This window comes from Serratia sp. JKS000199 (assembly GCF_900215455.1).
Classification (GTDB): domain Bacteria; phylum Pseudomonadota; class Gammaproteobacteria; order Enterobacterales; family Enterobacteriaceae; genus Serratia; species Serratia ureilytica.
In genome coordinates this window covers 2585500-2597578 of the sequence record NZ_LT907843.1, presented here as the reverse complement: position 1 = coordinate 2597578, position 12079 = coordinate 2585500, and the positions used below count along the sequence as shown (strand labels likewise).

Genomic DNA, 12079 nt, shown 5'->3' with positions numbered 1-12079 from the left:
ATGGCCGCCGTCGATCCCCAACTGGCCGCCGAACGCGCGGTCAGCCTGCCGGAGTTGCTCACCAGCCGCGAATGCCGCCAGGCGCGGCAGCAGGCGTGGCTGGCGCAGCACGAGTGCACGCTGCTGGTGCTGACGCTGGTGGTGCCCGGCCCGGTGAAGGACAGCGCGCTGACGCGCGGCATCTTCAACCTCGGGTGGGCGGCGCTGCTGCGGCTGTGCGCCGAACAGGGTTGGCCGAGCCCGCAGGCCGAGGCGCTGGCGCTCGCCACCGGCTGCGAAGGGTTTGTAGCGCTGCGCGCCGATGCCCAGCGGGTGAAGGACTGCGCCATGCAGCTGGAGGTGAGCCGCCCGATCGGCCGGCTGTGGGATATCGACGTGCTGGATGCGCAGGGGCGAATCCTGTCGCGCCGCGACATCGGCCTGCCGGCGCGGCGCTGCCTGCTGTGCGGCCAACCGGCCAAGATCTGCGCCCGCCAGCGGCGGCATGGCAGCGAGCAGCTGCTGCAAGAAATGGAAAGGATGTTCAACGATGCGATCTCTGCCGATTAACCTGCCCGCCCACCGTGCCGAACCGGCCTGCGATTTCGCCCGCGCCGCTTTCCGCGCGCTGCTGGTAGAAGTCAACCTCACGCCCAAGCCGGGGCTGGTGGATCGCCATAACACCGGCGCCCACCGCGACATGGATCTCGGGCACTTCTATCGCAGCGCCCGCGCCATCGGCGTGTGGCTGCCGCGCTTTATCCAACGCGGGCGCGAGGACGCCGCTTTGCCGGCAGAGCAGCAGCTGGCGCGGCTGCGGCCGCTCGGCCTGGCCTGCGAAAACCAGATGTTTCGCGCTACCGGCGGCATTAACACCCACAAGGGCAGCGTGTTCTCGCTCGGGTTGCTGTGCACCGCCTTCGGCCGCCTGCAGCAGCAGGGCCGCGCCATCGGCGCCGAAGCGCTGTGCGCCGAGGTGGCGGCGATGTGCCGGGGGTTGGTGGATCGCGAGCTGCGGCGCAACAACGCGGGGCAGACCGCCGGCCAGCGGCTGTTCGCCGCGCACGGGTTGAGCGGCGCACGCGGCGAGGCGGAATCCGGTTTTCGGTTGGTGCTTGACGGCGCGCTGCCGCTGTATCGGCAACGGCTGGCCGCCGGCGGCGACGAACAGCGGGCGCTGCTGGACAGCCTGCTGTGGCTGATGGCCCACAACGATGACACCAACGTCGCCTCGCGCGGCGGCCTGCGCGGGCTGCGCTGGCTGCGGCGCCGGGCGGCTTTGCTGCTGGCGCAGGGCGGCTCGGCGGGGGAGGCGGGCCTGGCGCGCCTGCGGCGCTTCGATGCCGATTGCATTGCCCGCAACCTCAGCCCCGGCGGCAGCGCCGACTTGTTGATAGTGACCTGGCTGCTGGCGCAGCTGGGTGCCCAAGAATAATAACCAAGCCTTCAGGAGAGTCCCTATGTCCCAAACCCAGGAAAAGATCTGGAAAGCGATAGCGCCGCTGGCGGTGCTCGCGATCCTGTTATTGATACCGGTGCCCGACGGCATGCCGCCGCAGGCGTGGCACTATTTCGCCATCTTTGTGGCGATGATCGTCGGCATGATTCTGGAGCCGATCCCGGCCACCGCCATCAGTTTTATCGCGGTGACCGTCAGCGTGCTGAGCGCCAACTGGGTGCTGTTCGGCGCGCAGGAACTGGCGGAGCCGGGCTTCAAGGCCGGTAAAGAGGCGCTGAAATGGGGGCTGGCGGGCTTCTCCAGCACTACCGTCTGGCTGGTGTTCGGTGCCTTTATCTTCGCGCTGGGCTACGAGGCCACCGGGCTGGGGCGGCGCATCGCGCTGTTCCTGGTGAAATTCATGGGCAAGCGCACGCTGACGCTGGGCTATGCGGTGGTGATCATCGATATCCTGCTGGCGCCGTTCACGCCGTCCAACACCGCGCGCACCGGCGGCACGGTGTTCCCGGTGGTGAAAAACCTGCCGCCGCTGTTCGACTCTTTCCCTAACGATCCCTCCTCGCGCCGTATCGGCGGTTACCTGATGTGGATGATGGTGGTCGGTACCAGCATCAGCTCCTCGATGTTCGTCACCGGCGCCGCGCCGAACGTGCTGGGCATCGAGTTCGTCGGCAAGATCGCCGGGGTGCACATCAGCTGGATGCAGTGGTTCTTGGCGTTCCTGCCGGTCGGCCTGCTGCTGCTGATCATCGCGCCGCTGATCTCCTACTACCTGTACAAACCGGGCGTGACCCACAGCAGCGAAGTGGCCGCCTGGGCGGATACCGCGCTGGGGGAAATGGGCAAGCTGACGCGCAAGGAATACACCCTGATCGGCCTGGTGCTGCTCAGCCTGTGCCTGTGGGTGTTCGGCGGCAAAATGCTGGATGCCACCGCGGTGTGCCTGCTGGCGGTGTCGCTGATGCTGGCGCTGCACGTGGTGTCGTGGAAAGAGATCACCAAATATTCCAGCGCCTGGAACACGCTGGTTAACCTGGCGACGCTGGTGGTGATGGCCAACGGCCTGACGCGTTCCGGCTTTATCGACTGGTTCGCCCAGACCATGAGCACCCATCTGGACGGCTTCTCGCCGAACATGACGGTGGTGGCGCTGGTGCTGGTGTTCTACTTCGCCCACTACCTGTTCGCCAGCCTGTCGGCGCACACCGCCACCATGCTGCCGGTGATCCTGGCGGTCGGCAAAGGGCTGCCGGGCGTGCCGATGGAGCAGCTGTCGATGCTGCTGGTGCTGTCGATCGGTATCATGGGCGTGCTGACGCCGTACGCCACCGGCCCGGGGGTGATCATCTACGGCTGCGGCTACGTGAAGTCGAAAGACTACTGGCGCCTGGGCGGTATTCTCGGCGTGGTGTACATCGCCGCGCTGCTGCTGATCGGCTGGCCGATCATGAGCCTGTGGTACTGAGTTGAAGCCACGCGGCCACCGCCCGGTGGCCGCGGTTACGATCCTTTCCCGTGAACCCTGTCACACACTTGTCACACTAACCCCGCCATCATACTCGGGCAAACGCTAACACCTTAAAAATAATCATTTTCCGGGAGCCTCTGCGGATGAGAAAAAAAACGCTATTGCTGTGCCTGCCTTTGTTATTCACCGGGAGCGCGCTGGCGGACGCCGGCGGTTATCAGTTGGAACAGGTGCTGGTCATGAGCCGCCATAACCTGCGCGCGCCGCTGGCCAACAACGGCAGCGTGCTGGCGCAGTCTACGCCGAAGTTCTGGCCGGCCTGGGAAACGCCGGGCGGCCAGCTGACCACCAAGGGCGGGGTGCTGGAAGTGTATATGGGGCACTACTTCAACGCCTGGCTGAAGCAGACCGGCCTGTTGCCGCAAGAGGGCTGCCCGACCGCCGGCAGCGTGTACGTCTACGCCAACAGCCTGCAGCGCACGGTCGCCACCGCGCAGTTCTTCAGCAACGGCGCGTTCCCCGGCTGCGACGTCAGCGTGCACCATCAGGACAAGATGGGCGAGATGGATCCGACCTTCAACCCGATCATCACCGACACCAGCGAGGCCTTCAACCAGCAGGCGCTGGCGGCGATGAACGCCGCGCTGGGCTCGCTGAAGCTGGACGCCTCTTACCAACAGCTGGCGAAGATCATCGACTACAAGGATTCCGCCGCCTGCAAGACCGACAAACACTGTGACCTGACCAAAGAAGCCAGCGTGATGAGCGCGGTGCCGGGCAAAGAGCCGGGCGTCTCCGGCCCGCTGCGGGTGGGCAACTCGCTGGTGGACGCCTTTATGCTGCAGTATTACGAAGGTTTCCCGATGAAAGAGGTGGCCTGGGGCAAAATAGCCACCCCGCACCAGTGGCAGCAGCTGGCGCAGCTGAAAGACGGCTATCAGGACTCGCTGTTCACCTCGCCGGTGGTGGCGCAGAACGTTGCCAAGCCGCTGCTGACTTACATCAACAACGCGCTGCTGGGCGAGCGCAAACCGGACGCGCCGAAGCTGACGGTGCTGGTCGGCCACGATTCCAATATTGCCTCGCTGCTGTCGGCCATGCAGTTCCAGCCGTATCAGCTGCCGCAGCAATACGAGAAAACGCCGATCGGCGGCAAACTGGTGTTCCAGCGCTGGCGCGACGCGCAGAACGACCGTGAACTGCTGAAGATCGAGTACGTCTATCAGTCCACCGAACAGCTGCGCAAGGCGACGCCGCTGACGCTGCAAACCCCGCCGCAGCGGGTGACGCTGGCGCTGAAAGGCTGCCCGATCGACAAAGACGGCTTCTGCGCCTGGAGCGATTTCGAGAAGACCATGAAAGGCATCTTGTAATGCTCAGCCTCTCTCCCGAATGCGGGGGAGAGGCCTTTTCCCACTTCGCCCAACGCGCCTCCGCGCGGGACCTAACGCCAATTTATTTTGCCCAGGGTCATTGTTGCAGGCCGTTTCGGGGGCTAACATCATCAGCCAGCCTGCTTATCATGGATACCGCCGTTGCCCACTTTTATCCGCAATATCGAATTTTTCACGCCGGACGGCTATCCGGGCCAGGTGGCGCGCTGCCAGTTTGCGCTGGCGGAGTATCGCGACGACAGTTTTCCCGAGGCGGGCTTTACGCTGCCGGAGCATCTGGCACGTGCGGTGCCGAAGCGCCGCGCGGAGTATCTGGCCGGGCGTGTTCTGGCGCGGCAACTGTTGGCGCCGCTCGGTTTTGCCGACTTCACCCTGGCGCGCGGCGAAGATCGCGCGCCGCAGTGGCCACCGGGCATCGCCGGGGCGCTGAGCCATAATTCGGATACCGCGCTGTGCGCCGTGCACCGCGAGAGCGGGCTGGGCGGCGTGGGGCTGGATGTGGAGACGCTGCTCTCCGTGGCGCGAGCAGAGGAGCTGTGGAGCGCGATCGTTTCACCGGCGGAGCGCGAGACGTTGCTGGGCGAAACGCTGCCGTTCAACGAGCTGCTGACGCTGACGTTTTCCGCCAAAGAGAGCCTGTTCAAAGCGCTGTACCCGCAGGTGCGTCGATATTTCGATTTTCTTGATGCGCGGATGGTGGCGGTGGATGCGCAGCGGCAGACGTTCGAATTGGCGCTGCTCACCACGTTGACGCCGCATTGCTGCGCCGGACGGCGTTTCGCCGGGCGGTTTTGGCGCGAAGGTGACGATGTCACGACTTTTATTTTTTGCTAAAACACAATAATAACAGTGTGTTATTTCTTGTTGTGGCGTAACGCGAATTTGCCGCGGCGTGCGGAAAGATTCATTCATCGGAGATTGACCGACGGTGGGGATCCGGTGTAATTTACCCACCCTTTACAGCTAATGATAATTATTCGCATAAACATTATCATTGGTGAGGCGCAACAAAGGAGTGGTCTTGTGGCGACACTGACGACAGAAAACCAAACCTTCTCCGGGTTTGAGTACGCCGAACAATCGACCTTTTTGTACCGGTCAGAATTCCGTTCCCTCTCCGCCCACGGCGTGTTTGAGCGTATCGAGACGCCGGCGTTCGGCGGCGAGCAGGAAGGCAGCGCGCTGGCGCAGCATATTCGCCAGGCGCTGGCGCGCGCCAAAGCCGCCGGCCAGGCGGCCCCGGTGGTGGTGGGCGCCATTCCGTTCGACACGCGCCGGCCTTCCTGCCTGTATATCCCTGAAGAAAGCCGATTCGTCGCCAACGACAGCTTTATCCGCGCCGCGCGCCCGATGCTGCAACAGCCGCATCGCCTGGTCGCCTGCACCAGTATTCCAGACGAACCGCGATTCAAACACGCGGTCGCGGAAGCGGTCAGCCGCTTTAAACAAGGCAAGCTGGACAAGGCGGTGCTGTCGCGCATCCTCGATATCGAGCTGGAGCAGCCGGTGGCCGGCCACCGGATCCTCAATAACCTGATGGTGCAGAACCCGACCGGTTACCACTTCTCCCTGCCGCTGGCCGATGGCAGCGTGTTGATCGGCGCCAGCCCTGAACTGCTGATCCGCAAGCAGGGCGGCGAGATCCACACCAATCCGCTGGCGGGCTCGGCGCGCCGACAGGACGATCCGCAGCAGGATCGCCTCGGCAGCGAGCGCCTGATGCGCTCGACCAAAGACAAATACGAACACAAGCTGGTGATCGACGATATTCGTCGGCATCTGACGCCGCTGTGCGCCACCCTGAGCGTGCCCAGCGGCCCGTCGCTGCTCAGCACCGGCACCATGTGGCACCTGTCCACCCGCATTCGCGGCGAGTTGCTGAACCCGGCTCTCAACGTGATGCAGCTGGCCTGCCTGCTGCATCCGACGCCGGCGCTGTGCGGCTTCCCGACCGAAAGCGCCCGCCAGCTGATCGCCGCTCTGGAACCGCACGATCGCGGCTTGTTCAGCGGCATCGTCGGCTGGTGCGACGCCAACGGCGACGGCGAGTGGGCGATCGTCATCCGCAGCGGGCTGCTGCGCGGCAACCGGGTGCGGCTGTTCGCCGGCGCGGGCATCGTCGCCGCCTCGACGCCGCAGTCCGAGTGGATGGAAACCACCGCCAAACTGGGCACCATGCTCAACGCTTTCGGCCTGAACAGCGGCGCGCTGTAGGCCTCTTTGCGGCGCAGTCCGCGCCGCGTCATAGCCTTTCGCAGGAGACAACGATGAACAACAACATGACCCGGCGGTGCGCCCGGATGGCGGTGCGCGCATGAGTATTCAGATGGATTTCACCGGCAAACGCGTGTGGGTGACCGGCGCGGCGCGCGGCATCGGCGAGCAGATCGCCCGCCACTTTTTGACCCAGGGCGCCGAGGTGGTGGGGTTTGACCGAGAATTCGCCAATCCGGATCTGCCTTACCCCTGCGTGACGTTGGACATCAGCCGGCCGGAGCTGGTGGAGGCGGTGTGCCGCCAACAGCTGGCGGAGAACCCGCGACTGGACGTGTTGGTCAACGCCGCCGGTATTCTGCGCATGGGCAATACCGAAGATCTGAGCGTGGATGACTGGCACCAGTGCATCAACGTCAACGCCTCGGGGGCGTTTTACCTGTTTCGCGCCGTGCTGCCGCACTTCAAGGCGCAGCGCAGCGGGGCGATCGTCAGCATCGGCTCCAACGCCGCGCACGTGCCGCGCGCGCAGATGGCGGCCTACTGCGCCTCCAAGGCGGCGCTGACCAGCCTGAACCACTGCGTGGGGTTGGAGATGGCGCCGTTCGGCGTGCGGTGCAATCTGGTGTCGCCGGGCTCGACCGACACGCCGATGCAGCGCGGCATGTGGCAGACCGACGATGCGCAGCAACGCACCATCGCCGGCTTCCCCGAGATGTTCAAGCTGGGGATCCCGCTGGGTAAAATCGCGCGTCCGGACGAGATCGCCAACGCGGTGCTGTTCCTGGCCTCGGATTTGGCCAGCCACATCACCATGCAGGACATCGTGATCGACGGCGGCGCCACGCTGGCCGCCTGAGTCAGACCCGCTGGCGGCGCAGCAGGTGCCGCGCGCCCTCCGCCGCCAGCAGCAGCACCGCCAGCCAGATCGCCAGATAGGTTGGCCATTCGCTTTGGCTGATGCTCTCGCCGAGCAGCAGCGCGACAAGCACCAGCAGCACCGGTTCCACATAGCTCAGCAGGCCGAACAGGCTGAACGGCAGCATGCGGCTGGCGAGGATGTAACACACCAGTGCCACGGCGCTGATGACGCCGAGCAGCGGAATGCGCCAATACAGCTCGGCATTGATCTGCAGTGCCGCCGCGCCGCCGTCGCCGAAGGCGAACCAGGCCGCCGCCGGCAGCATCAGCGTCAGCTCGCACCACAGGCCGCCGAGATTGTCGGTGCCGAAACGCCGCCGCAAAATAAAGTAGAGCGGATACCCCAGCGCTACCACCAGCGTCGGCCACGATACGCCGCCCGCCTGATACAGCTCATTGCCCACCCCCGCCACGGCGCACGCCACCGCCAGTTTTTGCAGCAGCGACAGCCGATCGCGGTAGATCAAACGGCCCGCCAGCACCATGGTCAGCGGCAGCAGAAAATAGCCGAGCGACACGTCGAGCGCCTTGCCGTGCAGCGGCGCCCACAGGAACAGCCACAGCTGCACCCCCAGCAGCGCCGAGGTGAGCAGCAGGCCCAGCAGACGCGGCGGCCGTTGGCCTATCCCGACCAGCGTGTCGCTCACCTTGCGCCAATCGCCGGACAGCGCCATGAACAGCGTCAGGAACGGCAGCGTCAGCAGCGTGCGCCAGCCGTAGACCTGTTCGCCGTTCAGCGGGGTGAGGGTAGAGGTGAAGTAATACATCGCGCCGAACAAGATGGAGGCGACGACCGAAAGAGAGATGCCCTTAATCACACGCATTCCTGGTGAGTGATTGATTTTATGGCGGCTACTGTAGAGAAATTTGCCGCCAACGACAATGGCGCAGCCGGGCGCTGGACAATCGGCGGCGTCGGGTTACAATGGATACTGTGTATTCATACAGGTTTTGGCGATGACAATCGATCTTTTTGAAGACGCGCTGCCGCCGCCGTGGCGTGAAGAGATCGCCCCCGGCGCGGTGGTGATGCACGGCTTTGTGCGCGATCACGGGCCGGCACTGCTGGCGGCGGTGCGGGGCGTGGTGGCGCAGGTGCCGTGGCAGCATTTGACCACCCCCGGCGGGCACGTGATGTCGGTGGCGATGAGCTGGTGCGGCAACGGCTGGACCAGCGACAGCCGCGGCTACCGTTACTCGGAACGCGACGCGCGCAGCGGCAAACGCTGGCCGGCCATTCCGCCTATTCTGATGGCGTTGGCGGACGAAGCCGCGCAGCAGGCGGGCTTTGGCCCCTTTGTACCGGATTCCTGTTTGATGAACCGTTACGATCCGGGCAGCAAGCTGTCGCTGCATCAGGATAAAGACGAGCACGACTTCGGCGCGCCGATCGTCTCGGTGTCGCTCGGGTTGCCGGCGGTATTTCAGTTCGGCGGGCTGCAACGCAGCGATCGGGCGCGGCGCATCCCGCTGGCGCACGGCGACGTGGTGGTGTGGGGCGGCCCATCGCGGCTCTGTTTCCACGGCATCCTGCCGGTCAAGGAAGGCTACCACTCGCTGGTGGGGCCGCACCGCATCAACATCACGCTACGCAAGGCGCTTTAGCTGCGGCTCCTGCGCCAGGCAGGCGACGAGATAGTCGATAAACACCCGCAGTTTGGGCGGCAGATACTGGTTGGGCGCGTAAAGCAACCACAGGCCACCGTGATAGCTGCTGAGGAAATCCCATTCCGGCAGTACCTGCACGATCTCGCCCTCGTCGAGCGCCTGGCGGGCGGTAAAGTACGGTAGGCTGCCGATGCCGATATGCCGTTTCACCGCGTCCAGCCGCACGCCGGTGTGGTTGGCGGCGTAGCGGCCGCGCACCTTGACCGTCACCGTTTTGCCGCTGCGGCGGAACTTCCATTGCGCGTCGCTCGGCGTTTCTCCCAGATAGATGCAGCTGTGCGCCGCCAGATCGTGCGGGTGCTGTGGCGCGCCGTGCTGCGCCAGATAGTGCGGCGTGGCGCACAGCAGGTGGTCTATTCGCATCAGCTGACGGCCGATCAAGCCCGGCGACGGGCGATCGGTAATGCGTAGCGCCAGATCGACGCGGTCGTCGATCAGATCCATATAACGATCTTCCAGCCGCAGCCTCACGTCCACCTTCGGGTAACGTCGCAGGAACGCCGGCATGTGCGGATGCAGCACGAAACGGCCTACCGCCTTGGGCACGCTGACGCTGACCAGCCCTTCGGGCTCTGCGGCGCCGCGCCCGCCGATCGCCATCACCGCGTCGGCCGCCGCCAGCAGGGTGCGGCAGTGCGCAAACGCCTCTTCGCCGCTTTCGCTCAGCCGCAGTTTACGGGTGGTGCGATGCAGCAGCTGCAGCGCCAGCGCCTGTTCGAGCTTCGCCACGCTGCGGCTGACGGCGGAAGGTGAAGCGCCCAGTTTGCGGGCGGCGGCGGAAAAGCTGCCGCTCTCCACGACCTGGACGAAAACGGCCATTTCGGCCAACAGCGCGTAAGAAAGATTTGTGCTCATGACGCAAAGGTCCATTGTGATGGCGACGGATTATGCTCCGATTATGACATGAATATAATGGCTCTTCGAACCGAGGAGAAAAATGATGACCGAGCGACGTTATTACTACAGCGACGATTTACAGGGCCAGGCGCAGGTATTGAGCTGTGAGCCGGCCGAGGCGGGCGCTTACGCCGTGGAACTGGACGCCACGCTGTTTCACCCGCAGGGCGGCGGGCAGCCGGCCGACGTGGGAGCGTTGAACGGCGTCGCCGTGTTGCGGGTGCAGCAGCAGGGGGATAGGGTGTTGCACTATACCGCGGCGCCGCTGCCGATCGGGCCGGTCAATATGCAGGTCGACGAAGCGCAACGCCGGCTGCACGCCCGCTGGCACTCCGGCGGCCATCTGATCGGCTGGCTGGGCGAAACCCGCGGTTGGCGGCCGGTGAAAGCGCATCATTGGCCGGGAGAAGGGCGCATCACGTTCACGCCGGGGCCGGACGTACAGACGCTGGAGGCGGCGTTTTTACACGCGGAGCTGGCGCGCCTGATCGCCGCCGATTTGCCGCGTCGCCAACAGGCGGTGGACGGGATGCGCCAGATCGGTTTCGGCGATCTGCCCGCCTACGGCTGCGGCGGCACGCATGTCGCCACGTTGGGCGAGGTGGGCGCGATCGCGATTACCGGCGTAAAGATGAAGAAAGGGCAGCTGATCGTGCAGTATGCGCTGGGATAAAAGCGTCAGCGCCCGGCCTGCCGCAGCTGGGTGCAGAAGGCGCACTGGCATCCCGCCACCGGCACCGCCTCACAGCGGCCGATATTCACCGGCTGGGCATCCATAGCGTGAAAGCCGTAAAACAGATTTTCGATGTTCTGTTCCGCCGCACGCGCCTGTTCGGTGCGTGGCTCGGGCACTTTTGACTGAAACGCCGCAGCCTTGCCGGCCAACAGGCTGAGAAACAGCAGCGACAGCTGGATTTTCATCGTCGTCTTCCCTTTGCTTTTTTTGATACGTTATAACAAAACCAAAGCGCCGCCAAGCGTCGCTCTCGCGCTCGGCGCCCGCCGGCGCGTGAGCCGGTGCGGTGAACGCCCGAGCTTAATTCTGGTTACTCGTTGATTTTATTGAAATTGATGAAATAGTCAGATGCCATCATCCAGGGCATGACAGGGCAGCCAATATTCTAAATACTTAATTGAAGAGGCGCTCGGGGCAGGAGAAGCGCTTTGGGCGCGCGTTTTTGCACGGCGCGCCCGCCGTTTTTGGCATGGACTGCATTTTCTCAGTGTCGTGGATTGTAAAATGGATTTTTGTAACCGGATTTCCGTGTGTTTATTGACGTTTAATTCATCGCGCCTGCTGCGTGACGTGTTGCAACCTGTGGCGGCGTTCGCCGATGAAATCATCGTGGTGGATTCGGGCAGTACTGACGGCACCTTGGCCATTTGCGACGACTTCAATATCAAGCCTCTTTATCACCCGTTTGAAACCCATGGCCGGCAAATGAATTACGCCATATCCCGCGCGCGATATGACTGGGTTTTGTGCCTGGACAGCGATGAGATCATGGATGATGAAGCGGTCGACGCGATGCTGCTTTTCAAGCGCACCCCAGGCCCCGACAAAAATAACGCCTATCGCATTCGTCGCGATTGGTTTGTGTTGGGACAGGCGGTCAGAACGCTTTATCCCGTCTCGTCACCAGATTTCCCCATTCGCTTTTTTCATCGCCAGGTGGTGAAGTTCAATGATGCGCCGGTAGATGATGCGGCGGAAGGGGGCGCATCCACCTTGATACTGGCCGGGCACGTTAAACACGACACTTTTTTCTCAATCGAGGAAGTGTTTGCCAAGCTGAACAGCTATACGGCGCGCGTGGTGAAATACAAGGCGATAAGGCCATCGATTCTCCGAGGGGTGATTAGCGCCATCGGCGCATTTTTCAAGTGGTACATTTTCAGCGGCGCCTGGAAAGCGGGCCGGGTCGGGGCCGTGACCGGCGTTTACGCGGTGTCCTACAGCTTTTTGAAGTATTTCAAGGCGTGGTACCACAGATAGCCGAACGGCGGGCGTGGCGTGAGCTCCCGTTCGATTGCGGCGCGCGATTGCGGCGTTGGGCCGGCAACCGCGCGCCGAAGGCG

The 12079-nt window shown here is 63.9% G+C and carries 13 protein-coding genes; 10 read left to right on the top strand and 3 right to left on the bottom strand.

The features are described from left to right. From citX to dhbA, 7 genes are all read left to right on the top strand, one after another. Positions 1 to 549 carry a citrate lyase holo-[acyl-carrier protein] synthase gene (gene citX / locus CPH57_RS12445; protein ID WP_033651845.1) on the top strand — a complete coding sequence of 183 codons (549 nt, stop codon included), beginning with the start codon at positions 1 to 3 and terminating at the stop codon, positions 547 to 549. Then, entirely contained in the window at positions 530 to 1414 is an 885-nt protein-coding gene (citG, locus tag CPH57_RS12440; RefSeq protein WP_096242398.1) for a triphosphoribosyl-dephospho-CoA synthase CitG, read from the top strand. The genes citX and citG overlap by 20 nt, the downstream gene beginning before the upstream one ends. A 25-nt stretch (positions 1415 to 1439) precedes the next feature. After that, a complete protein-coding gene (locus CPH57_RS12435; protein WP_004940821.1) occupies positions 1440 to 2903 on the top strand; it encodes an anion permease in 1464 nt (487 codons plus the stop codon). A gap of 146 nt (positions 2904 to 3049) precedes the next feature. Further along, a complete protein-coding gene (gene agp / locus CPH57_RS12430) occupies positions 3050 to 4279 on the top strand; it encodes a bifunctional glucose-1-phosphatase/inositol phosphatase (protein ID WP_089194937.1) in 1230 nt (409 codons plus the stop codon). A gap of 162 nt (positions 4280 to 4441) precedes the next feature. Continuing rightward, positions 4442 to 5134 carry a 4'-phosphopantetheinyl transferase gene (locus CPH57_RS12425; protein ID WP_096242397.1) on the top strand — a complete coding sequence of 231 codons (693 nt, stop codon included), beginning with the start codon at positions 4442 to 4444 and terminating at the stop codon, positions 5132 to 5134. A 189-nt stretch (positions 5135 to 5323) separates the two neighbouring features. Next, positions 5324 to 6514, top strand: coding sequence for an isochorismate synthase MenF (locus CPH57_RS12420; protein ID WP_033643708.1), 1191 nt, complete (start codon positions 5324 to 5326; stop codon positions 6512 to 6514). 100 nt (positions 6515 to 6614) lie between these two features. Next, a complete protein-coding gene (gene dhbA / locus CPH57_RS12415; protein ID WP_033643707.1) occupies positions 6615 to 7373 on the top strand; it encodes a 2,3-dihydro-2,3-dihydroxybenzoate dehydrogenase in 759 nt (252 codons plus the stop codon). A gap of 1 nt (position 7374) precedes the next feature. On the opposite strand, the gene rarD is transcribed toward dhbA, so the two are convergent. Continuing rightward, complete coding sequence (rarD, locus tag CPH57_RS12410; protein ID WP_096242396.1) at positions 7375 to 8253, bottom strand: EamA family transporter RarD; 879 nt, start codon at positions 8251 to 8253, stop codon at positions 7375 to 7377. A gap of 139 nt (positions 8254 to 8392) precedes the next feature. On the opposite strand from rarD, the gene alkB reads away from it, so the two are divergent. Beyond that, positions 8393 to 9040, top strand: a complete 648-nt coding sequence (alkB, locus tag CPH57_RS12405; protein WP_096242395.1) for a DNA oxidative demethylase AlkB — start codon at positions 8393 to 8395, stop codon at positions 9038 to 9040. On the opposite strand, the gene CPH57_RS12400 is transcribed toward alkB, so the two are convergent. Continuing rightward, positions 9023 to 9958 carry a LysR family transcriptional regulator gene (locus CPH57_RS12400; RefSeq protein ID WP_047574552.1) on the bottom strand — a complete coding sequence of 312 codons (936 nt, stop codon included), beginning with the start codon at positions 9956 to 9958 and terminating at the stop codon, positions 9023 to 9025. The genes alkB and CPH57_RS12400 overlap by 18 nt on opposite strands. An 85-nt stretch (positions 9959 to 10043) precedes the next feature. Here CPH57_RS12400 and CPH57_RS12395 point away from each other — a divergent pair, with 85 nt between their 5' ends. Then, a complete protein-coding gene (locus CPH57_RS12395; RefSeq protein WP_096242394.1) occupies positions 10044 to 10673 on the top strand; it encodes a hypothetical protein in 630 nt (209 codons plus the stop codon). Positions 10674 to 10678: 5 nt separating this feature from the next. Here CPH57_RS12395 and CPH57_RS12390 read toward each other — a convergent pair whose 3' ends face one another. After that, a complete protein-coding gene (locus tag CPH57_RS12390; RefSeq protein ID WP_015378427.1) occupies positions 10679 to 10921 on the bottom strand; it encodes a hypothetical protein in 243 nt (80 codons plus the stop codon). Positions 10922 to 11240: 319 nt separating this feature from the next. Between CPH57_RS12390 and CPH57_RS12385 the strand changes: the two genes are divergently transcribed. After that, on the top strand, positions 11241 to 11996 hold the full coding sequence (locus CPH57_RS12385) for a glycosyltransferase family 2 protein (RefSeq protein ID WP_096242393.1): 756 nt from the start codon (positions 11241 to 11243) through the stop codon (positions 11994 to 11996). The last annotated feature ends 83 nt before the right edge of the window (positions 11997 to 12079 follow it).

What these genes read in the sequence shown, in the direction of transcription:
- citX (WP_033651845.1), top strand. Translation starts at nt 1, where the DNA reads ATGGCCGCCGTCGATCCCCAACTGGCCGCCGAACGCGCGGTCAGCCTG.
- citG (WP_096242398.1), top strand. Translation starts at nt 530, where the DNA reads ATGCGATCTCTGCCGATTAACCTGCCCGCCCACCGTGCCGAACCGGCC.
- CPH57_RS12435 (WP_004940821.1), top strand. Translation starts at nt 1,440, where the DNA reads ATGTCCCAAACCCAGGAAAAGATCTGGAAAGCGATAGCGCCGCTGGCG.
- agp (WP_089194937.1), top strand. Translation starts at nt 3,050, where the DNA reads ATGAGAAAAAAAACGCTATTGCTGTGCCTGCCTTTGTTATTCACCGGG.
- dhbA (WP_033643707.1), top strand. Translation starts at nt 6,615, where the DNA reads ATGAGTATTCAGATGGATTTCACCGGCAAACGCGTGTGGGTGACCGGC.
- alkB (WP_096242395.1), top strand. Translation starts at nt 8,393, where the DNA reads ATGACAATCGATCTTTTTGAAGACGCGCTGCCGCCGCCGTGGCGTGAA.
- CPH57_RS12400 (WP_047574552.1), bottom strand. Translation starts at nt 9,958, where the DNA reads ATGAGCACAAATCTTTCTTACGCGCTGTTGGCCGAAATGGCCGTTTTC.
- CPH57_RS12395 (WP_096242394.1), top strand. Translation starts at nt 10,044, where the DNA reads ATGACCGAGCGACGTTATTACTACAGCGACGATTTACAGGGCCAGGCG.
- CPH57_RS12390 (WP_015378427.1), bottom strand. Translation starts at nt 10,921, where the DNA reads ATGAAAATCCAGCTGTCGCTGCTGTTTCTCAGCCTGTTGGCCGGCAAG.
- CPH57_RS12385 (WP_096242393.1), top strand. Translation starts at nt 11,241, where the DNA reads ATGGATTTTTGTAACCGGATTTCCGTGTGTTTATTGACGTTTAATTCA.